Origin of the sequence: Nocardia sp. CA-151230 (genome assembly GCF_050942175.1) — a bacterium.
Taxonomy (GTDB): domain Bacteria; phylum Actinomycetota; class Actinomycetes; order Mycobacteriales; family Mycobacteriaceae; genus Nocardia.
In genome coordinates, this window is the sequence record NZ_CP192061.1 from 5,392,481 (window position 1) to 5,416,378 (window position 23,898).

A 23,898-nucleotide genomic window follows, 5' to 3' on the forward strand; every position below is an offset into this window, starting at 1 on the left:
CGGTAACAGTAGGGCCGAGAGCCGAGCCATCGCTACCGTCGGGCCCGGGTGGCGCTCCGCTGCTCGATCGCCTCGACCGAGTTCCGGAACGCCTTCGGCAGGACGCCCCGGCCGACGGTGCCCAGCACGGCCCCCAACACCCAGCCGCGCAGGTTCTTGCCCTCCCGGACGACCGTGTAGTCGATGTCCGTCGTCCCGTCCGCGCGCGAGGTCAGGTCGTAGGTGTGTCCTGAGCTGTGCCCCCACGCGTTGGAGTCGGTGGTGGTGAGCACGACGTGTGCCGGGTTGGACCAGTCGTAGTGCAGTCTTTCCCAGGTACCGCCGGAACCTTCGGTCACGTCGGCGTGTCCCTCGCCCGTCTCGTGGACCTCCAGGTAGTCCTCGGCGCTGTTGCCGAACACCTCGGCTCGGCCGGGCCCGAAGTCGGTCAGGCTCGCGATGAATTGCTCGAGTGTCACGGTGGTGTTCGCGTGCAGGTGTTGTGTGGTCATCTCAGTTCTTCCTTCATGCTCGTTGTTGACGTTGTTGTCGTTGCTGGTGCCCTGCCCGGTGGCGGTCCGGGACCGTCGCTGTCGGTGGGCCTGGTTCGCTCACTCGGGGAGCTGTTCTCCGTGGGCCTCGGCGACCATGTACCTCGCGTACCACTCCGGCCACTTCTCGTCGTACTGACCGCCGTTGCGGGCTTCGTGCTCGCCGTGGGCGAGCGACGCCCGGACGAGCGCTCCAGTCAGGTCCGTCACCGACACGTACTCGGTCGCGGTCTCCTCGACGCGTCCGGCGAACCGGCTGGTGACCTCCTGAAGCAGGTACCGGTTGCCGTCCGGGTCGCGGAACGTGGCGAACGAGCCGTAGCTGGCGCGGGCGTCGGCTGGGCCGGCCAGTTGTCCCTCAGCGCCCACGTAGCCGAACTGCGCTCCCGGGGCCCCCGGGTGGAATACGTCGCTGACCTCGGCGCCCAGGGCGACGAGGGCGTCGTGTGCGGCCTCCACGTCGGAGACCACCAGATAGATTCCTTCGGCGGTACCCGGGGTCTGCGAGTTGACTTTGGTGCCGAACTGGATCGATGCGGGCGAGCCCGGCGGCGTGAACTGCACGATCCGGAAGCTCCCGTCGTCCGTACCGAAGTCGGCGTCCAGGCGCCAGCCCAGGTCCTGGTAGAACCTCTTGGACTTGTCGACATCGGAGACCGGGATGGTCAGGGCCTCGAGCTTGAGGTCCACCCTCGCGGTGTTCATGACTTCCTCCTTCGTTCTGCAGCGGGATCGTCGCTTCTGTTATGACTCTCGCTCGGCGGCGCGCCGGTCACACCAGGTAGAGACCCTGGTCTGTTCCGGATCCCGGGCCCTGGTCCAACCGGGTGCGGTCATCGCCCGCTGAGCCTGCTGAAGACCGCGGCGGTGACGAGTCCGAAAACCAGGTGCGCGCCGAGGTCGTGAGCGAGTGTGCGGGCGTCGTATTTCCAGATCGGCTGGTACAGCTGGGCGGCCGGCAGCACCACGTAACCGGCCGCCCACAAGGCAGACCCGAACAGCAGCCCGTAGCGGGCTCGCGGGCGCGCAAGGGACCCGGCGACGATTCCGTACTGGATGCCGGCGAGCAGGCCGTAGCCCCAGCGGGTGACGTTGTTCATCAAGGCCGCGTCCCGGTCGGGCAGCTTTCGCAGGAACAGGCCCTCGACCAGCCGCTTCCCGACCTGGGCCGGTGCCGGCGCGCCGTCCCACGTCGTCACGCCGGAGGAGAACTCCCACTCCCGGAACCGCCGCTCGCCGCCGCCGGCGCGGTATCGGGCGTACAGCGCCAGGTCCATTGCCAGCGTGCCTGCGGCGCTGGCCACCAGCCCACGGCCGAGTGCGGCGATCGGCGTCATCGCCGTGCCGGGGTTGTATCGGCGTCGTCCGGTGCTCATTTCTGTACTCCTCGGGTGAGTTTCGTGCTTGGCGGGTCTCCGACGCGAGCACTGCGGGTCGCGCTCACCGGTATTCGCAGCAGCTCGGCGCGGAATGAAAGTGCTTCTCCGCCAACCGAACTGATTCCGGAGCCTGAGCCGGCCCACCGGACCTAACCGGCGAGGAACTCTCCGACGAGACCCGCGAACTGCCGCGGGTACTGGAACAGGAACCCGTGCGCGGCGTCGGGGAAGATCCGCAGGCGCGCGTTCGGCAGGTGGTCGACGAGCAGCTGGGAGTTCACCGTCGGGATCATCAGATCGTTGTCACCGTTGGCCACCAGCGTCGGCTGGGTGATCCCGGCGAGCCGCGCCAGCCTGCTCGGCTCCGGGATCCCCCACTCGACGATCGCGTCATACTGGGCACGCGCGACCTCGGGACCGTTCGGATCGTCGGCGTTCACGGTGCGGCTGAAGATCCGCTGCACGTACTCGATGCCGAGCGCCCTGCTGGTCTCGGTGACACCGAAGAAGATGTGCAGCAGATCCTCCAGACCGTTGTCCGCCGAGTTCGCCACCCGCGCGATGTCGAAGGTCCAGCCGTGCATCTGCCGGCCGCCGCGCGGGCCGGTGCCGGCCAACACGATCCGCCGGACCATGGTCGGCCGCAGCAGCGCAATCTCCTGGGCGACCATGCCACCGAGCGAGAAGCCGAGCAGATCGACGCGATCCAGCGACAGCGCGTCCAGGAAGGCGATCGCGTCGCGGGCCATCTGGGTGACGGTCACCGGAACCACCCCCGAGGAGGCACCGACGCCGGCGTTGTCGAGCAGGATCACCTCACGGTGACCGGCGAGCATGTCGACCAGGATCGGGTCCCAGTTGTCGAGGTTGCCGCGGAAATGCTGCAGGAACACCAGCGTCGGCCGGCCGGCCGCCGCGTTGCCGAACCGGCGGTAGGCGTACCGGACCCCGTTGGCCGCCTCGACCGAAAGAATCGGCGCGGTGAGCTGGGCGACCTCGCGGGTCTGGGTGGTGGTGGTCATCGTCCTGCTCCTTGCACTGTGATGTTCTTCTGCCATCACTGAATGTCGTCCGCCGGCCACGTGGTCGCACCAGGGATCGGCCCTGGTGGGCTCCTGGCGATACCCGGGCGTACGCCGATCTGATCGACCGCCACTCCGGCCTACCTGCTGATCGACCTGCACCTGCCCGACTACGACACGGCCGGCGCGAGCCGTCGAGATGCCCGGGGCGGCGGCATTCTTCCCACGTGTCGAGCTCGCCACCGGCGGTGCCCGAACCGTGTTCGCCGACATCGAAGAGGCCCTGATCGTTCGAAGACCCGCAGCAAAGCCCGTGGGCCAAGTTCCCAGGGCATCGCGGAAACGGTTGTCGCTGTTGCTATTTCTTGCCTGGACTGCCGCTACTTGACGTCCATCGAGGTATCGGCCACGGCCTCAGGGTCTTTGCGGGCGAGCCGGCCTCCGCCCACTTCCGCGCGGTGATCCAAAAATTGAGCGCACCGCCGATCATCATCGGGCACTCCTTTGGTGGCTTGATCACCGAGAAGCTCCGGGGAGAGAACCGCGGTGTCGCCGGAGTCGCCATCGACCCCGCCCAATCTGTTCGAGTTCGCCAGTTACGCAATGAGATACGCCGACGACGGTCTACCCTTTCACCGGCCCCTCGAAATCCAGCCCTACTATCCGTGGTCGATCGCCTGGCGGGATGAGACGCACACCCGTGCGGTCGCCAATTTTCTCGCGACAGCCGAAACGATCGCGGACGAGTTGAGCTGACGGGCCCCGTTGTCCGACCACGCGACCCCGTGGTTCCCGACCGATGATCACCAATGAGGAGAGGGGCCTTCCGCATTGGCTGGTAGCCAGCGGAAAGCCGTTCAGTCGGTGAGGAGTTCGCGGACCTGCGGGATGGCCTTGGTGCCGTGGGGGTCGATGCTGCGCAGGACCAGCGCCTGGCGCATCGGGGCCATGTTGAATTTGAGGTCGAAGCGGGTGGCGTCGAGGGTGCGCAGGCTGGTGGCGATCTTGCGGGCGACGGTGTCCGGGGAGCCGACATCGGCATGATCGCCAGTCGGACAACGCTGGCCGACGGCTGGTCACGTACTACTAGGTCAGTCGGTCGCGGTGAGATGGACGGGCAGCGAGGCGTGGCCGTTGGAGATGAAGCTGGGCAGCGCGGGGAGTTCGTCCACCGGGACGGCCAGGCGCAGGTCCGGGAAGCGGTGGAACAGCTGCGGGAGCGCGATATTCGCCTCCAGGCGCGCCAGCGGCGCGCCGAGGCAGTGGTGGACGCCGTGACCGAAAGCCATGTGGCTCTTGTTCTCCCGGGTGAGGTCGAACTCGGTGGCGGTGTCGCCGTGCACCTTCACGTCACGGCCGGGGGCGGCGTAGCAGACGATGATGGGGTCGCCCTTGGCGATGTGGACGTCCTCGTAGTCGATATCCTCGACAGCGAACCGCAGCGGGGCGTGCACGGTAGCGGTCTCGAAACGCAGTGACTCCTCGACCAGTTCGGGCCAGGCGACCTCCCCGGCGCGCAGCGCCTTCAGCTGATCGGGGTGGCCGAGGGCGGCGGTGATGGCCTGGTCGAGCAGATTGATGGTGGTCTCGTGGCCGGCGCTGATGACCAGTAGCAGGGTGTCGACCAGTTCCTGCTCGGCCAGTCGCGAACCGTCCTCGGCGTCGCGGGCGGCGATGAGCGCGCTGGTCAGGTCGTCGCCGGGCTCTGCGCGCTTGCGGGCGACGAGTTCGCCGAGCAGGCGGTAGAGCTCGAAGTAGTTGGCCGCTGCTTCCTCCGCGCCGAGGGTGGTGTCGAACAGCGCGTCGGCACAGACCCGCAGGCCGGGCAGCATTTCGTCCGGGACGCCCATCAACTCGGAGATGACACGGATGGGCAGCCGGTAGCAGAACGCCTCGCGCAGATCGACCACCTCGCCGGCGGGCAGCGCGGCCAGCGTGTCGAGCAGTTCCGCGGTGATGGCCTCGATCTGCGGTTGCAGGGCGGCGCTGCGGCGCGCGGTGAAGGCGGGCGCGACGAGCTTGCGCAGTCGCCGGTGGTCGGCGCCGTAGGCGGTGAACATATTGTTCACCGCCACCCACGCGAACAGCGGCCAGTCGGGCTGCACCTCGCCGTTGATGAATGCGGGCCAGTGCTGACGGGCGTCCTTGGACACGCGGGCGTCGGTGAGCAGCAGCTCGAGCAGGCGGGTATCGGTGACCGACCATGCGCGCACCCCACCGGGCAGCACCACCAGGGTGGCGGGCCCGCGCTCGCGGAGCCGGTCGATCTCGCCCTGGGTGTCGACACCGGTGGGGTCGAGGGTGATGGGTTCGGCGGTCATGGTGTTCTCCTCAGTTCACGTGCATGGGCAGGGCCGGCGGGAAAACGACGGGGAGCGCGCTCAGCGCGCGATGGAAAGGCCCCGGCCGCCAGATCAATTCGGCATCGGGCACGGCGAGCCGCAGTTCCGGCAGCGCGTCGAGCAGCTGGTCGATGGCATCCTGGGCGATGAGGTAGGCCGGTGACCGGGCCGGGCAGGCGTGCGGTCCGACGCTCCACGCGAGATGCGCGCGGTTGTCGGTGAATTCGCGCGCGCCGACCGCGGGATCGTTGTTGCAGGCCGCCATGCTCACCACCACGGGCTGGTGCGCGGGCAGCCACACGCCATCGACGAGAATCGGATGCCTCGGATAGCTGATGCAGTAGTTGGCGCCGGGCGGGTCGGTGAACAGCACCTCGTCGAGGGCGCCGCGGGTGGACAGGCTGCCGCCCAGCAGGTTTCCCGCGAACCGGCTGTCGGTGAGCATGAGCCGCAGGGTGTTGACGATGAGGTTCTGCTCGGGTTCGATGCCCGCACCGTAGAGGGTGACGATCTGGTGGATCATCTCCTCGTCGGTGAGCTCCGCCGGGTGCGCGACCAGCCGCGACACGACATCGTCGCCGGGCTGGGCGCGTTTGAGCACGACCAGCTCCAGCACGGCCGAGGTGATCATCTGGTTCCCGGCCTCGGCGTCGACGCCCTCCCAGATCGCCGCCTGACCGGCCGCGATGCGCTGCCCGATGGCCGGCGGGCAGCCCAGCAGTGCGTTGATCATGTGGAACGCGAGCGGAAACGCGTACTGCGACACCAGATCCGCGCTCCCGTCCGAGCAGAACGCATTGATCAGCGGTACCGCGACCCGTTCCACGGTGGCGTGCAGCGCGTGCGGATCCACCGCATCGAGTGCGGCCACATTGGCCGTCCGGTACCGCCGGTGATCGGATCCACTGCTGCGCAGCGCATTGGGCCGCCATTCGAGCATCGGCATGACGGGGCTGTCCGGCGGCGCGGTGCGCTGCCATACGCGCGGATCGGCGGGAAAATGCTCCGGGTCGTTGAGGATTCGCAGTGCGGTCCGGTACCCGATCACCAGTGTGGCCGGCACTCCCGGCGCCAGCTCCACCGGGGCCAGGGATCCGTATCGCGCCCGCAGCTCACGATAGATACGATGCGGGTCGGCCGCGAATTCGGGCGAGTAGAGCGGCACGCGCGGTTCCACACCGGCGGCCTGTGCAGCATCGGCAGAGCCGCCATGCGTCATAACCAGTCAATTCTCTTGTACTCCAGCCGATCCCGGGACCGGCCTTGGCCACCGTAACAGAACGACCGGTGTACGCGACGACAACGAGACAGAACGGCGAATCGACGCTCGGCAGCGGTTGTCGGACCGCCGCTACCCGCCCCTCACCCGATGATCATGTCGGCGGCATCGCGCAGTCCCGCCACGGCGAATTCGGGGATCCGGCTGTCGCCGAGCGCGGTCCCGATCAGCATCCGGCGCTGCCCGATCATCCGCTCCACCTCGAAACGTGCCGTGACGGACAGGATGTCGCGGCAGAGCGCGGCGCCGGACTCGTCCAGGCGCGCATTGCCCACAAGCCCGGTCAGGTGATCGCGGCGCTCGGGGGTGGCATGGCGCAGGGCCAGGGCGAGCAGGACGGTGTGCCTGCCCTCGCGCAGATCCTGCAGGCCGGCGTGGCCGACCGGATCGACGTCGTGGAAGACGTTGCGCAGCTCGTCCTGCAGCCGCGCGGCCTCGCCCAGCGCGCAGGCGTAGGCGGTCAGCGCCCCCATCACGTCCGGGTCCGCGTCGGCCAGCGCAGCGCCGACGTGCAGGGGCCGCTCCACCATGCACGCCACGGTGCGATAGCGGAGGATCTCGAGCGCCTGATCCAGATCCGAGGTCGGGCGGCCGCTGGTGACCAGTTCCAGGTAGCGGCCGTAGTTCACCTCGGTGCGCAGGGCGTCGAGCACCGCCGCGGCCGCCGCACTCTGCGCCGGGGTGAGTCCGGCGCCGTGCAGCAGCTCCTGGGCCCAGCCCAGGCCGCAGTCGCCGAGGACGATGGCGCTGCGCGCGCCGAATCGTTCGGCCGCGTGTCCGTCCCGGACCCGCCGGCTGCGGTCGGCGGCGATGCGATGCACGGTGGGCCGCCCGTCGCGGGTGTCGCGGTCGTCGAGGAGGTCGTCGTGGATCAGCGTGGCGGTATGCAGGAGTTCGACCGCGGCCGCGGTCCGCACCACCGCGTCCGGCAGTTCGCTCCCGCCGCCCGCGTACCAGCCCAGGACGCAGAACAGGGACCGGATCCGGTTCCCGCGGGCGAACAGGAAGGAGCGGACCGCGCCCACCACGTCCGCGGGCAGCCGGCGGGCCGCCGCCGATTCCGCCTTCCGGTCGAGGAATTCGTGCAGGGCGGCATCGATCCGCACGCGAATCGCGCCATGGTCGAGGGGTGAATCGGTCACGGCCGACACCGTCATCACAGTCTCCAATCCCGCCGCCGAATACGTCGAACAACTCCACCGCGCCCGGCCGGGCCGAACGGGACTGAAACCAAAGAGATTGTAATGGATAGCACGGAGGTGGGTAAACCCGCACAGCGCCCCGCCAGGCGACACACCGGGTCTCGATGAATCACGAATTCCTTTGTTGCACAAACCAATAGACGAAACGATGCTCGCCTGCCCACCGAATCCCGCATGTGATCGGACCAAGCGTCCGGAACACGAACAGACGGGGGTGGGTCGGCACTCTCGATCACCAGTGTGCAGAATCGGACATATGCCTCACTCAAATCCGATCAGCGCCTGGAAATCTCTTCGCGAAGGCAACGAGCGTTTCATGCGGGGCACGCAGGTCCACCCCAGCCAGGGCGCCGGTCACCGCGCCGAGCTGGTCGGCGGCCAGCATCCCACCGCCATTCTGTTCGGCTGCGGCGATTCCCGGGTCGCCGCCGAGATCATCTTCGACCAGGGCCTCGGCGACATGTTCGTGGTCCGCACGGCCGGGCACGTCATCGACAGCTCGGTACTGGGTTCGATCGAATACGGCGTGCAGGTGCTCAATGTCCCGCTGATCGTGGTGCTCGGCCACGACAGCTGTGGCGCCGTCAAGGCCACCCTCGACGCGCTCGACGGCGGGGCGGTCCCCGGCGGGTTCATCCGCAGCCTCGTCGAACGCGTCACCCCGTCCATCCTGCTCGGCCGCCGCGAGGGCCTGAGCACCGTCGACGAGCTCGAGGCCCGGCACGTGGCCGAGACCAGCCGCGTGCTGATGGAGCGCTCGCAGATCATCTCGCACGCGGTCGACTCCGGCCGCTTGGCCATCGCGGGCGTCACCTACCAGCTCGAGGACGGCCGCGCCCACCTCAACCAGGTCATCGGCAATATCGGCGAACAGCCCTAGACTCGCCGCGCGCCGGGGCGACACCGTGGCGGGTTCCCCGAACCCCCAGCGCTGCAGCCCTTCTCGACGTCACGGGTGCCCGCCGACCGCCCGCACCCGGTCCTGACGGCGCGCGAGCACCGCGATGAGCACGACCATAGGGACTGCCGCGGCGAGGGTGACCCAGCCGGTGCCCAGATTGAGGCCGTCGCTGCGATCGGAGGCGAGCCAGTCGGTCACCGAGGCGCCCAGCGGGCGGGTGACCACGTAGGCGGCCCAGAAGGCGAGCACCGGATCGATCCCGCCCCAGCGCCAGGCCACCGCCGGCACCGCGATCGCGACGGCGAACAGCAGTGACGACACCAGGTAGCCCAAATGCAGTGTCGCGGCGGTGAAGTCGCCCGCGACGGTGCCGAGCGCGAAGGTCACCACGACCGTGGTCCAGTAGAAGCCCTCGCGCCGGCGGGTATCGATACTGTGCACGTCCAGGGTGCCCTCGACGCGGTACCAGAGCAGCAGCACGCCCGCGAGCAGGGCCAGGAACAGCACGGTCGATACGCCCAGCGGAATTCCGACCACGAAATCCACGATGTCGGCGACCATGGTGCCGAAAATGGCCACCATGACCACCGCGGTCCAATAGGTCCGGACGCGGTAGCGGGGTGCGCGGATCTGGGCGGCCAGGCTCACGGCGAAGAGCACCAGCGCACCACCGACCGCCAGCAGCGACGGCAGGTGCTTGACGAGGAAGTCGGAGAAGGTTTCTCCCATTCCGGTGGAGAGCACCTTGATCACCCAGAACAGCACGGTGATCTGCGGAACCTTGATGGGCAGCCCGGACCGGGCCGAATCGGGAAGTGTCACACGGTTTGTCACGTTGACACTGTGCCGCGCGGCCGCTGAGAAACCGCTGTGAAGACCGCCCTCCCACCGCGGCCGCGGGCGTCGGCCCGCGGCCCCGAGCACCTACGCGTGGTAGGGGTGACCGCCCAGCGAGGCGGTGTAGACCGCGACCCGGGAGCGGGCGATGCGCAGGTTGGCACGCTCGGATTTGGTGAGGTGGTGGCGCGCGCGAACCCGCCGCGCGGAGTCGCCGAGCACCGACAGGACGGTCAGCGGGGTACGGGTACGCGGAAATGCGATGACGGCCATGAGAGAACTCCTTCGGAGGATCGGCCCGCCACGGAATTTCGAGTGCTTCAGGAAGCGCTCGATGCGCGGCAAGCCTGGAACGACAATGGTTTTCGAACCGGACTGGGATACGGACTATCACCGGAACTCATTCGCCCCTCACCTCCTTGCCGCCGGGACGCACGCGCGTCGACCACATCTACGGGTGTCGCACCGGGCGGAGGGGAAAACAATGCCACGACCAGTGACATTGAGGGCACCCCTCTCGTCAGAGCTTCGGCACTGCACGACGTATCCCCTCGCGGGAAGCCACTTCGGATCACCCCTTAATCCGGGGAGACCTGTCCTAACCCTGGGCGTCTCTCGACGTCGTCGGATCAGTGGCCTGTGTTCGTACAGGAGCCTCGCCTAGCGAGGTGCTGACCAGCCCATACTGAACCCGGGGACGTGACCGAGTCAAATCACTCGGCGCTCGGAGTCGTCGATTTCACCACCCGCAGCTGGACCATCCTCCCCGCGAGACCACCGGATCCGTTCCATCGCAACGAAACTCGACTAGCCCCCGTTCCTTCCAGCGCGGCACGGCCACCCACCGGCGACCCGGGACGCCACGTCCACACCCCGGACGCCGCAGCGGATGGAACGTGATCTCACCCACATCGTCAGCGGTGGCCGAAGTTGGCTCGCTATTCTGTCCGGAGATGCGGCGGTGGGGCTCGCCGCTCCGGTTTCACGGAACAACTGCGGCCATCGACCGCCAACAGTCCCTACCCACCATGACCCCTCGGGGTGCGCTGGAGTAGGAGACGTGTGTGAGCAGTGAGCTGGATTCGACCGACAATATCGAGACCTTCGAACCGATCGACCCTGATGTCGATCTGCATCAGCCCGGGCAACCACAGGAACTGTCGCGATCGCACGGTGCGATCCTGGCCGTGATCTCGATCGGCGGGGCGCTCGGCGCGCTGGCCCGATACGGGCTCGCGCTGGAGTGGCCCACCCCGGTCGCCGGCTTCCCGTGGGCCACCTTCCTCACCAATGTGGCCGGCTGCTTCCTCATCGGCGTACTGATGGTGATCGTCACCGAGACCCTCACCGCCCACCCGCTGGTGCGCCCGTTCCTCGGCGTCGGCATCCTCGGCGGATTCACCACCTTCTCCACCTACGCCAACGAAACCCGCGGACTGCTGCAACCGGGAACGGTCGCAACGGCATTCACCTACATGGCCGCCACCCTGGTGTGCGCGCTGCTGGCGACCCTGGTCGCGGTCCGTCTCACCCGCGCGGCCTGCACCCACCAGATCGCCCGACACCGGGAGCCCACCGCATGACCGCACTGCTCGTCATTCTCGGCGCGATGGCCGGTGCCCCGGCACGGTATCTCACCGACCGCGCCATCCAGACCCGCCACGACAGCGTCTTCCCCTGGGGCACACTGACGGTCAACCTCACCGGCTGCCTGATCCTGGGTTCGCTCACCGGCGCCGCGGTCTCGTCTCCCACCTACGCACTCGTCGGCACCGGATTCTGTGGCGCACTGACCACGTACAGCACATTCGGCTACGAGACGATTCGTCTCGCCGAGCAGCGCTCGTATCTGTACGCCACACTCAATGTCGCCGTGAGCATCATCGCGGGGCTCGGCGCGGCGCTGCTCGGGTACACCACCGCCCACGCATTGGGATAGGGCGGCAACGCATCTCGATCGACACAGGGGGTAGCGGGACATGTCCACGCCTGCGGAACTCGTCGGCCTCTGACCTCGGCTGCGCCATTGCCCGACGCCCGCCGGTCACGGCGTGTTGCCGATTTCGACGGACGCGAGGATGTCGTCCGGGCGGTCGACGAACAGCAGGTGGCCCGCACCGGGCACGAGGTGCAGCCGGGCGTCCGGGAGCGCAGCGGCGAGCCGGCGGGCATCGTCGGCGGGGACATTGCCGTCGGCCTCGCCGTGCCACACCTGCACCGGCACCGTCACGTCGGACAGCCGGAATCCCCATTCGCGGGTGAAGACCAGGCGAATGTCGGTAGCGAAACCACGGCTGCCCTGCTCGAAACTGCGCCGCAGATTGGCCTCCAGCTTGTCGGCCAGCTCGGGATCGCCCTCGACCCGCTCGCGATCCACGTCCGCCATCTGCGCGACCAATCCCGCGACCCCCTTCGGCCGGCGGATCGCCAGCGACATCTCCATCGCCATCGGATACACCAGAAAGGGGGCCCGCCGCAGGACATTCAGCCCGCGCCGGCGCCGGCGCGCCACCGGATCGAGGTCCGCGGCGTCGGCCTGTTCACCGAGCGGCGCGGGCGCGGAAATGAGCGCCACACCCGTCACCCGGCCGGGCAGCCCGGCCGCGACGGCCAGCGCGAAGGGCCCGCCGCCGCTCACCCCGATGACCCCGAATCGCCCCAGCCCCAGCCGATCCGCCAGCGCGGCCACTGTGCCGACCCAGTCCGCCACCCGCTCCCCGGCGGGCAGCGACGATTCCGCCATTCCGGGCCGGTCGACCGCGACGACGCGAATTCCCGCAGCCACCCCGGCCGCATCGAAAGCCTCACCCTCCAAATGTGTTCCGGGTGCGCCATGGCAGTACAGGACCGGTATTCCGTCTCCCGCGCCGTACTCGGCGTAACTCACCCGGCAGTGCGGCAAAGCAATCGTTCGCGACGCAGCGGCACTCACCCGCAGCAGCCTAGGCCAAACCCGGCCTCGGCAGGTCGAGCAACCGTGTTCCACACCTGCCGGGTCGCGGCGGCCTCACCTGGGTTCGAGAAGGACGACCGGGATCACCCGCGGTTCCGCCTGCTGCTGACGGAACGCGAAATCCGGCACCGCGGCGACGACCTCCGGCCCCCAGCGACCTCTCCGCTACGGATTCACCACGTCTGACCACTGTTGTTGCCAGATCCGCGGAACGCCTGGACTATCGAAGGGGACGGGCTCGACGTGGTCGAGAAGTGTTGGGGCAGGGTGGCCCACGAGTGCCATGTGGTGAAACTCCATGGGCCGCCCCGTGCGTCGCTCTTGCGCCACCGTGCCGGACCGACCCACGGTGAGATGGTCGCCGCACAATAAGCGAATACATGGCAAACGCTGTGTGGTGCCGTTGCACTGCCTCGCTCCGCGCCCGACACCGAGCCCGGCAGTGGAATTCGGCACGGAAGGATCGAAGGCGATGACCGACATGATGATCGACCCGGCGGCCGCGCGCACCCAGTTCGCCCGCCCCGCGGCGGCGGCGCCCGCCCCGATACCGGCGCGCGGCGAAATCTCCGGCCCGGCCGCCGTCTGGCAGCAGGCGAAAACGGTGCTGGTGACCCGGACCACCGGCCCGCGCCGGCTGATCACCGTGCCGCGGCTCGTGGTCCCCGTCGGTGACAACGGTCTCGCCTTCCGGACCTCGTCGTTCTCCGCCGAAGCCGAGCAACTCGCCGAGGACGGCCGGGTGCTGGTGCAGCCCGGCGACTGGCGCGGCAATCCCACACTCGGTTCCCGCCAGCTCCAGGGCACCGCCCGCCTGCTCCGCACGGGCACCTTCGTGCCCCGGGTGCAGGCCGAGATCGAGGCCAAGTACGGGTGGCGCACCGCTCTCGCCCGGGCCGCGCACCGCCTCGCCAACGGGAACGCGCCCTACGGCAACCTCATCGTGCTGGTGACCGTGTTCGAACCCGGCCCGATCGCCCTGCCACCGATCGACTAGCCCTCTGCCGCACGGGGTTTCACGACCGACCACTGGGTCACCGGCAGCTGTGGCCGCCAGGCGGTGAAGCCGCCCAGCGGCTCGGCCCGATACACCTGGAAACGGCGCAACGCACCGCCGTGCCGCTCGGCCAGGCGCAGGAGCAGCACATCGGATTCGGCCGTCACCGCGCTCGCGACCAGCCTGCCCCCCGGGCGCAGCCGCTCCCAGCAGGCGTCGAACATGTCTTCCTGGGTGAGCCCGCCGCCGATGAACAATGCGTCCGGCGCGGGCAGCTCCGCGAACGACTCCGGGGCCGCGCCACGCACCTCGACCCCCGGAACACCCAGAGCCGTGGCGTTGGCCACAATCTGCTTGCGGCGGCTCTCCATTCGCTCGAAGGCGACGGCGCGGCAGGCCGGGTTCGTGCGGCACCACTCGATGGCAATGGTGCCCGAACCGCCCCCGACATCCCACAGCAGCTCACCCGGCGCGGGCGCCAGCGCCGCGAGCGTGAGCACCCGCACCTCGGCCTTGGTGAGCTGACCATCCCCGCCGTACACCTCGTCGGGCAGGCCCGGCATCCGTGTCAGGCGCGGCGAAACCCGGTTGGCGACACCGTCGATGGCCACGACGTTCAGCGCATCTCCGGCCGGGTGGTCCCACTTCGCGGCGGTGCCGCGCACGATCCGCTCGTCCGGCCCGCCGAGCTGTTCCAGCACCGTGAGCGCCGACCCGCCGAAGCCATTGCGCGCCAGCAGCTCCGCGACCTGCGCCGGAGTGTGCTGGTCGGAGCTCAGCACCAGCACCCGGCGCCCGCCGGACAGTTCCGGGAGCACCGTCTCCACGGGCCGCCCGACCGCGCTCACCACCGGTGTCTCGTTGAGCGCCCAGCCCAGCCGCGCGCACGCCAGCGACGCCGACGACGGCTGCGGCAGCACCCGCAGGGCCTGCGCCCCGAGCAGTTTCGTCAGGGTCACGCCGATACCGAAGAACATAGGGTCGCCGCTGGCCAGCACACCGAGCCGCCGCCCCGCGTACCGTTCCAGCAGCCCCGGCAGCGCGGGCACCAGCGGCGAGGGCCACGGCACTCGCTCCGCCCGCGCCGCATCCGCGGGGATCAGCACCAATTGCCGTGCGGAGCCCAGCAATACCTCACACGCGGCGATCTCGCGCCGCGCCGCGCCGCCCAGGCCGTCCCAGCCGTCAGCACCGATCCCGATCACCGGAATCGGCACCAACGGGCGTGAGGTTCCGGTCATCGCGGCATCCGGCGCCACACCGAGTACGGCACGTACCGCATGGCCACGAACAGCAGCCGAATCCGCCGCGGCACCGCCACATCCCGCACCCGCCGATACAGCCCCGCGACCACCGCATCGGCCACCTGATCGGGTGTGCTCGACAGCGGCGCGGGCTCCATCCCGGCCGTCATCCGCCCGATGACGAATCCGGATCGCACCATGAGCAGGTGAACTCCGCTGCCGTGCAACGCCATCTGCAACCCGGACGCGAACCCGTCCAGACCGGTCTTCGCCGAGCCGTATACATAGTTCCCGCGCCGCACCCGCACACCCGCGATGGAACTGAACACCACGATCTGACCGTCGCCCTGCTCGCGCAGCAGATTCGCCAGACTGGTGAGCACGCTCACCTGGGCGACGAAATCGGTCAGCACGATCTCGACCGCGTGCGCCGGATCCTCCTCGGCCCGAGCCTGATCCCCGAGAATCCCGAACGCCACCACCGCCACGCCGATACGCCCGTGCTCGGCGATGATCTTCTCCAGCAGCGGCTGGTGCGACGCCATGTCGTCGGCGTCGAACTCGACGCAGTGCACCGCCGCCGCCTCGGCGATCAGCAATTCCTTCGTCTGTTCCTGTAGCTGGTCACTGCGGCGCGCCGCCAGAATCACCACCCGGCCGGGCGACAGCCGTCGCGCCACCTCCAGCCCGATCTCACTGCGCCCGCCGAGCACCAGCACGACGCCCTTGTCGACGTCCCGCGATCCGAAACCCATGGCCCACAGTTTGCCACCCGGGCACCGCTGTCCGGTGCTCCCGAGCCCGGATTGCTAGCGTCGGATCATGACCAGCACCGCCGCACGCCCGGAACTGTCGCCCGCCGCCGCCGACTTCGTCACCGAACGCCACCTCGCCACCCTCTCCACGCTGCGCACCGACGGCACCCCGCATGTGGTCGCGGTCGGGTTCACCTGGGATCCCGAGGCCGGCATCGCGCGCATCATCACCAATGACGGGTCGGTCAAGGTCAACAATGTGCGGCGCTCGGGCTACGCGGCGGTGAGCCAGGTCGACGGCCCGCGCTGGATCACCCTCGAGGGTCCCGCCACCGTGCTCGACGACCCGGATTCGGTGGCCGACGCGGTCGAGCGCTACGCCGGGCGCTACCGGCAGCCGCGCGAGAACCCGACCCGCGTCGTGATCGCCATCGATGTGCGGCGCGTGATGGCCAGCAGCGTGTTCAAGGGCGACGCCGCCGGGCGCTGACGCCGATCCCGGTTGGTGCGCGACCGATTACTTTGCGGCACACGGCACGTCCAATCTCTCGAGTGCGCACCAGAGAGGGAGAGCCATGTCCACGCTCCGGGAAGTGTTGCAGGCACACGTCGACGACGGCGGTGTGCCCGGTGCGGTCGGCCTGATCGCACGTGGCGACCAGGTGGAGACCGTCGCCGTCGGCCTGGCCCACGCGGGCGGCACGGTCCCGATGGCCGCGGATTCGCTCTTCCGCTGGGCATCGATCACCAAGCCGCTGACCGCCGCGGCCGTGCTGATGCTCGTCGAGGACGGGGTGATCGGGTTGCACGACCCCATCGCCCCGTGGCTGCCCGAACTCACCCACCCGCGCGTGGTCCGCACCCCCGGCAGTCCCCTCGACGAGGTGGTGCCCGCCCATCGCCCGATCACCGTCTTCGACCTGCTCACCTCCCGGGCGGGCTACGGCTGGGCCTCCGATTTCGAGCTGCCCGCCGTTCAGGCGCTGTTCCCTGTGCAGCGCGACGGCCGGGAACCGCAGAGCTACCCGGCGATGGACGAGTGGCTGGCCGAACTGGCCGCGCTGCCCATGCTGGCCCAGCCGGGCACCGCGTGGCTCTACGACACCTGCTCGGTCCTGCAGGGTGCGCTCGTCGCCCGCGCCTCCGGCCGGACCTTCCCCGACTTCCTCGCCGAGCGGCTGTTCGAACCACTCGGTATGCGGGACACCGGTTTCACCGTCCCCGCCGCCGACCGCGACCGCTTCACCAGCTACTACCGCCGCGGCGACACCGGCCTCGAGCTGGCCGACGCCCCCGACGGCCAGTGGAGCACGCCACCGGCCTTTCCGCTCGGTCACGGCGGCCTCGCGGGCACCGCCGGCGACTGGCTCCGCTTCGCGCGCCTGCTGCTCGCCGACGGCGTCACCCCGCAGGGCCGGAAACTGCTGTCCGCCAATGCCGTCCGCCTCATGACCACCGACCACACCACCCCCGCCCAGCGCGCCCACGGCGATCTGTTCCTGGAGGGCCAGGGCTGGGGCTGCGGCGGCACGGTCGACATCGCCCGGCTGGAACCGTGGAACGTACCGGGCCGCTACGGCTGGGTCGGCGGCACCGGCACCTGCGCCCACATCATCCCGGCCACCGGCACCGTCACCATCCTGCTCACCCAGGTCGGCGTCGACAGCCCGACCCCCGATACGACCATGCGCGACTTCTGGCGTTACGCAGCCACTTTCGATGCGCAGGCCACCGGCGGAGGAATCCGCGAACCCCGGGATTGACCGTTGGTCACCGAGGCTGCTGGCCGGAGGTCACAGGCTGCGCACAAACAGTGCGGCCGCCAGGAACGAATCCCCGGCCTCCGGGAATTGCCGTCGATCACCGAGGCCGCGAGCCGGAGCTCACGGCGTGTCCGAGTGAGGGCGGCGGCCTCGCGGGCCCGGGCCGTCGTATCCGCGTAGGCCGTAGGCGGCCGGGCGCTATAGGCGGGTCAGTCCGTGAGGGCGGTTGTTCATCGACTCGCAGCCGTCCTCGGTGACGATCACGATGTCCTCGATACGCGCGCCCCAGACCCCCGGGAAGTAGATGCCCGGCTCGATGCTGAAGGCCATGCCCGGTGCGAGGACCAGGTCGTTGCCGGACACGATGTAGGGCTCCTCGTGCACCGACAGTCCGATGCCGTGGCCGGTGCGGTGCACGAAGTAGTCGGCCAGATCGGCCGCGGCCAGCACATCGCGGGCGGCGGCGTCGACGGATTCGGCGGTGACGCCCGGGCGCACGGCGGCCACCGCGGCGGCCTGGGCGCGTTCCAGTTCGGCGAACTGGGCGGCCACCTCCTCGCTCGGCTCGCCCAGCACGTAGGTGCGGGTGGAATCGGAGAAGTAGCCGGGCTCGACCGGACCACCGATATCGATCACCACCACGTCACCCGGCTCGACCACCCGGTCCGACACCATATGGTGCGGGTCCGCGCCGTGCGGGCCGCTGCCCACGATGACGAAGTCGGCCTCGGTGTGGCCCTCCTCGACAATGGCGGCCGCGATATCCGCACCCACCTCGGCCTCGGTGCGGCCGGGACGCAGGAACTCGGACATGCGGGCGTGCACCCGGTCGATGGCCGCGCCGGCCCGGCGCAGGGCCTCGATCTCGCTGGGGTCCTTCACCATTCGCAACTCGCGCAGCAACGGGGTGGCCGAAACCGGTAGCGAGCCAAGCTGATCGGCGATGGGCAGCAGGTGCAGGGCGGGCATGACATCGGTGACCGCCACCCGCGCACCGGCATTGAGCACGTTCCGGACAATGCGATACGGGTCCACCCCGTCCACCCAGTCCACGATCTGCAACCCCAGCTCACTGGCCGCCGATCCCTTCAGCGAGGCCAGCTCCAGCTTCGGGATCACCACCGAGGGCGTCTCCCCGCTGGCCGGGATCACCAGGCACGTCAGCCGCTCGAAGGACTGCGCCCGCGACCCCATCAGGAACCGCAGGTCAGGACCCGGTGTAATGAGCAGCGCGTCCAGATGCGCAGTGCGCGCCAACCGCGCCGCCCGCTCCAACCGCGTCCCGTAGACCTCCGCCGCGAACCGTGACTCGTCATGAGAGCTCATGCCCACCGACGCTACTCCCCAACCCCCGCCACCCTCCAGCCACCGACGAACTTCGCACCCCCACCACTCGGTGCCACCACCGGAACCCAACCCCGACCCCGCTGCGGCCCAGTATGTTTCGACCCTCTCGCGTATGCGACGCTGTTCCGGCCGCACCAGCACTCCAGTACGCCGAGTCCGATGAGCAAATCCCCCGGCGGCACGGGCCATATGAATTCCACTGCGCTCGACTCCTTCGCCGCGCTGCGCGGACCTGTCGGCCGGTCCCGGTAGGGTCGAGCGCTATGAGCACCCCTGCCGCCGGTCCGCTGCTGCTGCTCGATGGGGCCAGTTTGTGGTTCCGGGCGTTCTATGCGATCCCGGAGAAGATCACCGCGCCCGACGGGCGGCCGGTCAATGCGCTGCGCGGGTTCACCGACATGGTCGCCGCGCTGGTCAAGCAGCATGCACCGAGCCGGTTGGTGGTGTGCCTGGATCTGGACTGGCGGCCGCAGTTCCGGGTGGATCTGCTGCCGTCGTACAAGGCTCATCGGGTGGCCGAGGATGCGGGCGAGCCGGTCGCCGGGGTCGTGGCCGAGGAAGTACCGGACACCCTCACCCCGCAGGTCGACATGATCATGGAGGTGCTCGAGGCCGCCGGCATCGCGACCGCCGGGGCCGAGGGCCTGGAGGCCGATGATGTGATCGGCACCCTGGCCACCCGGGAAGGCACCGACGAGGTGATCGTCGTCAGCGGCGATCGGGACCTGCTACAGCTGGTCCGCGACACCCCGACACCCCCGGTGCGCGTCTTCTACGTCGGCCGCGGCCTGGCCAGGGCGGAGCTCTGGGGACCCGCCGAGGTATCCGCCAAATACGGTGTGCCGGAAGAGAATGCGGGCCCCGCCTACGCCGATATGGCCACCCTGCGCGGCGACGCCTCCGACGGCCTGCCCGGCGTCGCGGGCATCGGCGACAAGTCCGCCGCCCAGCTCATCTCCCGTTTCGGCTCGGTGGAGGCCCTGCGCGCCGCGGCCGCCGACCCGGACTCCGATCTCGCCAAGGGTGTGCGCGCGAAACTCGTTGCCGCCGACGACTATCTGAAGGCTGCGGCTCCCGTCGTCCGGGTCGTCCGGGATGCCGACGTCGCACACTCGGGTCCGGACCTGCTGCCCGTCACTCCGGTGGACCCGGATCGCCTCGCGGAACTGGCCGCCGCCTACAACGCCGAGAACCCGGTCAAGCGGCTCATCACCGCCATGGCCAAGCGCTGATCAGTGCCGTAGCGGGCCCACGGGCCAGGTCTCGGGCTTGCCGTCGAGATCGGTGATCGCGGCCTCGGTGAAATAGCCGTCCTGCGGATTGCGCAGGGTGATGTGGGTGGTGCCGGTGGCGGTCTTCCCCGCGGCGCAGCTCGGCTGGCACACGCGCCGGTACTCGGTGCCGTCGCCCTCTGCGGTGTCGGGACCCCAACTGCTCCAGGTGATGTCGCGGACGCTGAGCCCGCCATCGCCACACGCCAGCACCATGCCGGCAGGCTGCACATCGGCGTTGTTGGTAATGCAGTCGTTGACAACGGGAGCCGCTGCCCTGGCGCCCGCGAACGGCGCGGACGCCAGCCCGGCGCTCGCCACCGCCACCACGGTCGCGGTCCAGCCCACGATACGAACAGTCGAATTCATCTTTCCCCCGATCACGATCAACGAGAAGATTTCGGCCCACTGTACTCGTCAGCGACGATTGGCCAACCCCTGGCAAACGCGAAGGCCCGGCCGCGATCCTCCGATCACGCCCGGGCCCAACACAATTGCCCAGTTTCTCCCCCGCCCAAAAAAAAAATCAGCTGGGACGGCCGACCTCGTAGGTGCCGTCATCCTTGGTGATCTTGATGGTCACCTTCTTGCTCTCCCCACCCACCTTGAGGGTGCAGTCGAAGGTCTTGTCGACCTCGACCTTCTGACCCGACGGGCAGCTCACGTCCTGGACGTCGTCGATGCCGTAGGAGTCCTTGAGCACCTTCTGCACCCCGGACTGCACGGCCTTGTTGTCCAACTGGTCCTTGCTCAGCAGCCAGGCCAGACCACCGCCGGCCGCGGCCAGCACCACCACGACGGCGACCACGATCCCGATGACCAGACCGGTCTTCTTCTTGCCGGCGGGCTGCTGCGGCTGCGGCCACTGCTGGCCCGCCTGCTGGTTCCAGTCCGGCTGGCCCGGCTGTCCGGGCTGACCCTGCTGCGGCCACTGCGGCTGCGCCTGCCCCCACTGCTGGTCGCCCTGCGGCTGCTGCCACTGCGGCTGGCTCTGCCCCCACGGCTGCTGCACCGGCTGCTGCGGCTGCGACTGCCCCCACGGCTGCTGCACGGGTTGCTGCGGCTGGCTCTGCCCCCACTGCTGGGCCGGCTGCTGCTGTTGCGACGGGTCGCCCCACTGCGTGGTCGGCTGCGCGGGCTGCTGGCCACCCCACTGCTGAGTCGGTCCGGCGCCGGGCGCGGGCTGCTGACCGCCCCACTGCTGCGTCGGATCGTTGCCTCCCCCTTGACCAGGGGCGTCATTCGGTCCGTACGGGCCGCTCATCTGCTTGCCTCCAATAGCAATCCGTTGTACTCACGCTAGCCCCCCGAGCAGGAACACGCTCGTGGTCCCGCTGCGGTCGGTACATCCAAGAATCAAAGCACAGTCGTATCTACTACGCCGCGTCCACGGCTACGACACCCCGGCGGATGGCCCGCACCGCCTTGCTCGCAGTGGCGGCCACCTCGATGTCGTCGGCGGTGCTGTGAATCTGGTCCAGCAGATCGATGACCTGGCGGCACCAGCGCACGAAATCGCCCGCGGAGAGCGGGTTTCCGCGATCGCCGCTGGCGAGCAACGCATCGGCGAGATCGTCGCCGCGGGCCCAGGTGTAGACACCCGTGACGAAACCGAGGTCGGGTTCCCGGGTGGGCTGTACCCGGTGCCGGGACTCGTCGGCGCGCAACTGCGACCACACCCCGATAGTGGCGTCCACGGCCCGGCGAATCGGCGCGGTCGGGCCCGAAGCGCCCAGGTAACCGCCCTCCTGCCGGGATTCGTACACCAGGATGGACACCACCGCGGCCAGCTCGGCCGGGCCGAGCCCGCGCCACAGTCCCTGCCGAAGGCTTTCCGCCACAACCAGATCCGCCTCGGCATAGATGCGGGCCAGCCGGCGGCCGTCCTGGGTGACCTCGCCGTGCTCGACGTAGCCGCGCTCCTCGAGCAGCCCGAGGATGCGGTCGAAGGTGCGTGCCAGGGAGTTGGTCGTGGCCGCCACCTGCTGGCGCAGGTGCTCGGTCTCGCGCTCGACCCGGTTGTAGCGTTCGCCGATACGCGCCAGCTGTTCCCGATCCGGGCGCGAGTGCGCCGGATGATTGCGCAATGCCCGCCGCAGGGTCTGCAGATCGCGGTCGTCGGCGGCCCTGGACTTGCCGCCGCCCTGTCGCCCGCGCCGGGGCGCGGTGATGCCGGTGCTGCGCAGCGCGGACGCCAGATCACGGCGCACCCGCGCGGTGCGATGGTCGACGTGCTTGGGCAGCCGCAGCCGGCCCAGCGATTCGGCCGGGGTCGGGAAGTCGGCGGCCGAGACCCGGCCCGCCCACTTGTCCTCGGTGAGCACCAGCGGGCGCGGATCACCCGGTGTCGCATCGGGTTCCAGGATCACGGCCAGACCCTGGCGCCGTCCGGACGGAATCGCCACCACGTCCCCGCGCCGCAGTGCGGTGAGCGCGGACACCGCGGCCTGTCGCCGGTCGGTGCGGCCCTGCCGTTCCAGGTGCCGCTCCCGGTCCCGGACGCGTTCGCGCAGCTGGATGTATTCGAAGAAGCTCTCGTCGCCGAGCTGCGAGCGCAGCTTGCGGAGCTGGGCCTCGTTGCGTTCGATGCCCCGCACCAGGCCCACGACCGACCGGTCGGCCTGGAACTGGGCGAAGGACCGCTCCAGCAGCGCCCGCGACTCCACCGCGCCCATGCGATCGACCAGATTGATCGACATGTTGTAGCCCGGCCGGAACGACGACCGCAGCGGATAGGTCCGCGTCGAGGCCAGACCCGCCACCGCGCTGGTGTCCACCTCCGGCTGCCACAGCACCACCGCGTGGCCCTCGACATCGATCCCGCGCCGCCCGGCCCGCCCGGTGAGCTGCGTGTACTCTCCCGGCGTCAGCTCGGCGTGGCTCTCGCCGTTGAACTTCACCAGCCGCTCGAGCACCACGGTCCGCGCCGGCATATTGATGCCGAGAGCCAGCGTCTCGGTGGCGAACACGGCCCGCACCAGCCCGCGCACGAACAGTTCCTCGACCGTGTGCCGGAAGGCGGGCAGCATGCCCGCGTGGTGCGCGGCGAAACCGCGGTGCAGCGCCTCGCGCCACTCCCAGTACCCGAGCACCTCGAGGTCACTGCGCGGCAGGTCCCCGGTGTGCTTCTCGATGATGGCGTCGATCTCCTCGCGATCGTCCTCGCGCGAGAGATCCAGCCGCGAGCGCACGCACTGTGCCAGTGCCCCATCGCATCCGGCGCGGCTGAAGATGAACGTGATCGCCGGCAGCAGCCCCTCGTCATCGAGCCGGGCGATCACCTCCGGCCGCGGCATGGGCCGGAACGAGCGCCGCGGCCCGCCGCGACCGCGCCCCGGCACCGCCCAATTGTCCATCCGGTCAACGGCTTCGCGGTGCTTGATGTAGCGCTGCAGGTCCCCGTCCACGATCACCTTGGCGTCGCTGGACTTCGGGTCGAACAGGTCGAACATGCGCCTGCCGACCATGACGTGCTGCCACAGCGGCACCGGCCGGGTCTCGTCCACGATCACCGCGGTGTCGCCGCGCACGGTCTCCATCCACGCACCGAACTCCTCGGCATTGGAGACCGTCGCGGACAGGCTGACCAGGCGCACCTCCGGCGGCAGGTGCAGGATGACCTCCTCCCACACCGCGCCGCGGAAGCGGTCGGCCAGGTAGTGCACCTCGTCCATGACGACGTACGAAAGCCCGCGCAGCGCATCGGAACCCGCGTACAGCATGTTGCGCAGCACCTCGGTGGTCATCACCACCACCGAGGCGTCGGGGTTGATGGACTGGTCGCCGGTCAGCAAGCCGACCTCGTCGCGACCATAGCGTTCGGTGAGATCGGCGAACTTCTGGTTCGAGAGCGCCTTGATGGGCGTGGTGTAGAAACACTTCCCGCCCGCGGCCAGTGCCAGATGCACCGCGAACTCGCCGACCACGGTTTTGCCGGCGCCGGTGGGCGCGCAGACGAGCACACTGTGCCCGCCCTCGAGCGCCTCACACGACTGCCGCTGGAACGGATCGAGCTCGAATTTCAGTTCGGCGGCGAATGCCGCCAGTTCGCCAGTAAGCGACCTTGATGTCACTTT

Annotated in this window: 23 protein-coding genes, 1 pseudogene and 1 riboswitch; of the genes and pseudogenes, 8 read left to right on the forward strand and 16 right to left on the reverse strand. The window is 69.4% G+C overall.

Annotated features, from left to right (window positions below):
- Window positions 1-32 precede the first annotated feature (32 nt).
- From ACQP1O_RS25605 to ACQP1O_RS25620, 4 genes are all read right to left on the reverse strand, one after another.
- Window positions 33-491 (reverse strand): hypothetical protein, encoded by a 459-nt coding sequence (locus ACQP1O_RS25605; RefSeq protein ID WP_433561007.1) that lies wholly within the window; start codon window positions 489-491, stop codon window positions 33-35.
- Window positions 492-590: 99 nt separating this feature from the next.
- Window positions 591-1,235 carry a VOC family protein gene (locus ACQP1O_RS25610; RefSeq protein ID WP_433561008.1) on the reverse strand — a complete coding sequence of 215 codons (645 nt, stop codon included), beginning with the start codon at window positions 1,233-1,235 and terminating at the stop codon, window positions 591-593.
- 128 nt (window positions 1,236-1,363) lie between these two features.
- Window positions 1,364-1,906 (reverse strand): hypothetical protein, encoded by a 543-nt coding sequence (locus ACQP1O_RS25615; RefSeq protein WP_433561009.1) that lies wholly within the window; start codon window positions 1,904-1,906, stop codon window positions 1,364-1,366.
- 152 nt (window positions 1,907-2,058) lie between these two features.
- The gene (locus ACQP1O_RS25620) at window positions 2,059-2,931 is read right to left on the reverse strand and encodes an alpha/beta fold hydrolase (RefSeq protein WP_433561010.1); all 873 of its coding nucleotides are present in this window, start codon (window positions 2,929-2,931) and stop codon (window positions 2,059-2,061) included.
- Between the two features lie 335 nt (window positions 2,932-3,266).
- Between ACQP1O_RS25620 and ACQP1O_RS25625 the strand changes: the two are divergent.
- A pseudogene (locus ACQP1O_RS25625) lies at window positions 3,267-3,620 on the forward strand (alpha/beta fold hydrolase); the annotation flags it as partial.
- A 402-nt stretch (window positions 3,621-4,022) separates the two neighbouring features.
- Here ACQP1O_RS25625 and ACQP1O_RS25630 read toward each other — a convergent pair.
- From ACQP1O_RS25630 to ACQP1O_RS25640, 3 genes are all read right to left on the reverse strand, one after another.
- Window positions 4,023-5,252 carry a cytochrome P450 family protein gene (locus tag ACQP1O_RS25630; RefSeq protein WP_433561011.1) on the reverse strand — a complete coding sequence of 410 codons (1,230 nt, stop codon included), beginning with the start codon at window positions 5,250-5,252 and terminating at the stop codon, window positions 4,023-4,025.
- A 10-nt stretch (window positions 5,253-5,262) separates the two neighbouring features.
- Window positions 5,263-6,492 (reverse strand): cytochrome P450, encoded by a 1,230-nt coding sequence (locus ACQP1O_RS25635; protein WP_433561012.1) that lies wholly within the window; start codon window positions 6,490-6,492, stop codon window positions 5,263-5,265.
- A gap of 143 nt (window positions 6,493-6,635) precedes the next feature.
- Entirely contained in the window at window positions 6,636-7,694 is a 1,059-nt protein-coding gene (locus ACQP1O_RS25640) for a polyprenyl synthetase family protein (RefSeq protein ID WP_433561013.1), read from the reverse strand.
- Between the two features lie 316 nt (window positions 7,695-8,010).
- On the opposite strand from ACQP1O_RS25640, the gene ACQP1O_RS25645 reads away from it, so the two are divergent.
- Window positions 8,011-8,634: a carbonic anhydrase gene (locus tag ACQP1O_RS25645; protein ID WP_433561014.1), complete on the forward strand. Its 624-nt coding sequence runs from the start codon at window positions 8,011-8,013 to the stop codon at window positions 8,632-8,634.
- Window positions 8,635-8,703: 69 nt separating this feature from the next.
- On the opposite strand, the gene ACQP1O_RS25650 is transcribed toward ACQP1O_RS25645, so the two are convergent.
- Window positions 8,704-9,489 carry a COG4705 family protein gene (locus ACQP1O_RS25650; protein ID WP_433561015.1) on the reverse strand — a complete coding sequence of 262 codons (786 nt, stop codon included), beginning with the start codon at window positions 9,487-9,489 and terminating at the stop codon, window positions 8,704-8,706.
- A 90-nt stretch (window positions 9,490-9,579) separates the two neighbouring features.
- Complete coding sequence (locus tag ACQP1O_RS25655) at window positions 9,580-9,765, reverse strand: hypothetical protein (protein ID WP_433561016.1); 186 nt, start codon at window positions 9,763-9,765, stop codon at window positions 9,580-9,582.
- 232 nt (window positions 9,766-9,997) lie between these two features.
- A riboswitch (M-box (ykoK) riboswitch) is annotated at window positions 9,998-10,167 on the reverse strand.
- A gap of 389 nt (window positions 10,168-10,556) precedes the next feature.
- Here ACQP1O_RS25655 and ACQP1O_RS25660 point away from each other — a divergent pair.
- Together ACQP1O_RS25660 and crcB are read left to right on the forward strand one after the other, a co-directional pair.
- Entirely contained in the window at window positions 10,557-11,075 is a 519-nt protein-coding gene (locus tag ACQP1O_RS25660; RefSeq protein WP_433561017.1) for a fluoride efflux transporter FluC, read from the forward strand.
- Entirely contained in the window at window positions 11,072-11,431 is a 360-nt protein-coding gene (crcB, locus tag ACQP1O_RS25665; protein ID WP_433561018.1) for a fluoride efflux transporter CrcB, read from the forward strand. Before ACQP1O_RS25660 ends, crcB begins: the two co-directional genes overlap by 4 nt.
- 105 nt (window positions 11,432-11,536) lie before the next feature.
- Here crcB and ACQP1O_RS25670 read toward each other — a convergent pair whose 3' ends face one another.
- Window positions 11,537-12,424, reverse strand: coding sequence for an alpha/beta fold hydrolase (locus ACQP1O_RS25670; RefSeq protein ID WP_433561019.1), 888 nt, complete (start codon window positions 12,422-12,424; stop codon window positions 11,537-11,539).
- 493 nt (window positions 12,425-12,917) lie between these two features.
- On the opposite strand from ACQP1O_RS25670, the gene ACQP1O_RS25675 reads away from it, so the two are divergent.
- The gene (locus ACQP1O_RS25675; RefSeq protein WP_433561020.1) at window positions 12,918-13,442 is read left to right on the forward strand and encodes a hypothetical protein; all 525 of its coding nucleotides are present in this window, start codon (window positions 12,918-12,920) and stop codon (window positions 13,440-13,442) included.
- Here the strand turns inward: ACQP1O_RS25675 and cbiE are convergent.
- Complete coding sequence (cbiE, locus tag ACQP1O_RS25680; protein WP_433561021.1) at window positions 13,439-14,683, reverse strand: precorrin-6y C5,15-methyltransferase (decarboxylating) subunit CbiE; 1,245 nt, start codon at window positions 14,681-14,683, stop codon at window positions 13,439-13,441. The genes ACQP1O_RS25675 and cbiE overlap by 4 nt on opposite strands.
- A complete protein-coding gene (locus tag ACQP1O_RS25685) occupies window positions 14,680-15,441 on the reverse strand; it encodes an SDR family NAD(P)-dependent oxidoreductase (RefSeq protein WP_379426801.1) in 762 nt (253 codons plus the stop codon). The genes cbiE and ACQP1O_RS25685 overlap by 4 nt, the downstream gene beginning before the upstream one ends.
- Window positions 15,442-15,508: 67 nt before the next feature.
- Here ACQP1O_RS25685 and ACQP1O_RS25690 point away from each other — a divergent pair, with 67 nt between their 5' ends.
- Complete coding sequence (locus ACQP1O_RS25690; protein WP_433561022.1) at window positions 15,509-15,931, forward strand: PPOX class F420-dependent oxidoreductase; 423 nt, start codon at window positions 15,509-15,511, stop codon at window positions 15,929-15,931.
- A gap of 85 nt (window positions 15,932-16,016) precedes the next feature.
- The gene (locus ACQP1O_RS25695; RefSeq protein ID WP_433561023.1) at window positions 16,017-17,204 is read left to right on the forward strand and encodes a serine hydrolase domain-containing protein; all 1,188 of its coding nucleotides are present in this window, start codon (window positions 16,017-16,019) and stop codon (window positions 17,202-17,204) included.
- Between the two features lie 198 nt (window positions 17,205-17,402).
- On the opposite strand, the gene ACQP1O_RS25700 is transcribed toward ACQP1O_RS25695, so the two are convergent.
- Window positions 17,403-18,530, reverse strand: a complete 1,128-nt coding sequence (locus tag ACQP1O_RS25700) for a M24 family metallopeptidase (RefSeq protein ID WP_433561024.1) — start codon at window positions 18,528-18,530, stop codon at window positions 17,403-17,405.
- A 284-nt stretch (window positions 18,531-18,814) separates the two neighbouring features.
- Here ACQP1O_RS25700 and ACQP1O_RS25705 point away from each other — a divergent pair, with 284 nt between their 5' ends.
- The gene (locus ACQP1O_RS25705; protein ID WP_433561025.1) at window positions 18,815-19,783 is read left to right on the forward strand and encodes a 5'-3' exonuclease; all 969 of its coding nucleotides are present in this window, start codon (window positions 18,815-18,817) and stop codon (window positions 19,781-19,783) included.
- Here ACQP1O_RS25705 and ACQP1O_RS25710 read toward each other — a convergent pair whose 3' ends face one another.
- From ACQP1O_RS25710 to ACQP1O_RS25720, 3 genes are all read right to left on the reverse strand, one after another.
- Window positions 19,784-20,191: a hypothetical protein gene (locus tag ACQP1O_RS25710; protein ID WP_433561026.1), complete on the reverse strand. Its 408-nt coding sequence runs from the start codon at window positions 20,189-20,191 to the stop codon at window positions 19,784-19,786.
- A 157-nt stretch (window positions 20,192-20,348) separates the two neighbouring features.
- The gene (locus ACQP1O_RS25715; protein ID WP_433561027.1) at window positions 20,349-21,086 is read right to left on the reverse strand and encodes a DUF4333 domain-containing protein; all 738 of its coding nucleotides are present in this window, start codon (window positions 21,084-21,086) and stop codon (window positions 20,349-20,351) included.
- A gap of 112 nt (window positions 21,087-21,198) precedes the next feature.
- Entirely contained in the window at window positions 21,199-23,895 is a 2,697-nt protein-coding gene (locus ACQP1O_RS25720) for a DEAD/DEAH box helicase (protein WP_433561028.1), read from the reverse strand.
- Between the last annotated feature and the right edge of the window lie 3 nt (window positions 23,896-23,898).

Coding starts and splice junctions, on each gene's coding strand:
- ACQP1O_RS25715 (WP_433561027.1), bottom strand. CDS start 21,086: ATGAGCGGCCCGTACGGACCGAATGACGCCCCTGGTCAAGGGGGAGGC.
- ACQP1O_RS25695 (WP_433561023.1), top strand. CDS start 16,017: ATGTCCACGCTCCGGGAAGTGTTGCAGGCACACGTCGACGACGGCGGT.
- ACQP1O_RS25645 (WP_433561014.1), top strand. CDS start 8,011: ATGCCTCACTCAAATCCGATCAGCGCCTGGAAATCTCTTCGCGAAGGC.
- ACQP1O_RS25700 (WP_433561024.1), bottom strand. CDS start 18,530: ATGAGCTCTCATGACGAGTCACGGTTCGCGGCGGAGGTCTACGGGACG.
- ACQP1O_RS25630 (WP_433561011.1), bottom strand. CDS start 5,252: ATGACCGCCGAACCCATCACCCTCGACCCCACCGGTGTCGACACCCAG.
- ACQP1O_RS25690 (WP_433561022.1), top strand. CDS start 15,509: ATGACCAGCACCGCCGCACGCCCGGAACTGTCGCCCGCCGCCGCCGAC.
- ACQP1O_RS25705 (WP_433561025.1), top strand. CDS start 18,815: ATGAGCACCCCTGCCGCCGGTCCGCTGCTGCTGCTCGATGGGGCCAGT.
- crcB (WP_433561018.1), top strand. CDS start 11,072: ATGACCGCACTGCTCGTCATTCTCGGCGCGATGGCCGGTGCCCCGGCA.
- ACQP1O_RS25635 (WP_433561012.1), bottom strand. CDS start 6,492: ATGACGCATGGCGGCTCTGCCGATGCTGCACAGGCCGCCGGTGTGGAA.
- ACQP1O_RS25685 (WP_379426801.1), bottom strand. CDS start 15,441: ATGGGTTTCGGATCGCGGGACGTCGACAAGGGCGTCGTGCTGGTGCTC.
- ACQP1O_RS25710 (WP_433561026.1), bottom strand. CDS start 20,191: ATGAATTCGACTGTTCGTATCGTGGGCTGGACCGCGACCGTGGTGGCG.
- ACQP1O_RS25610 (WP_433561008.1), bottom strand. CDS start 1,235: ATGAACACCGCGAGGGTGGACCTCAAGCTCGAGGCCCTGACCATCCCG.
- ACQP1O_RS25655 (WP_433561016.1), bottom strand. CDS start 9,765: ATGGCCGTCATCGCATTTCCGCGTACCCGTACCCCGCTGACCGTCCTG.
- ACQP1O_RS25615 (WP_433561009.1), bottom strand. CDS start 1,906: ATGAGCACCGGACGACGCCGATACAACCCCGGCACGGCGATGACGCCG.
- ACQP1O_RS25620 (WP_433561010.1), bottom strand. CDS start 2,931: ATGACCACCACCACCCAGACCCGCGAGGTCGCCCAGCTCACCGCGCCG.
- cbiE (WP_433561021.1), bottom strand. CDS start 14,683: ATGACCGGAACCTCACGCCCGTTGGTGCCGATTCCGGTGATCGGGATC.
- ACQP1O_RS25605 (WP_433561007.1), bottom strand. CDS start 491: ATGACCACACAACACCTGCACGCGAACACCACCGTGACACTCGAGCAA.
- ACQP1O_RS25675 (WP_433561020.1), top strand. CDS start 12,918: ATGACCGACATGATGATCGACCCGGCGGCCGCGCGCACCCAGTTCGCC.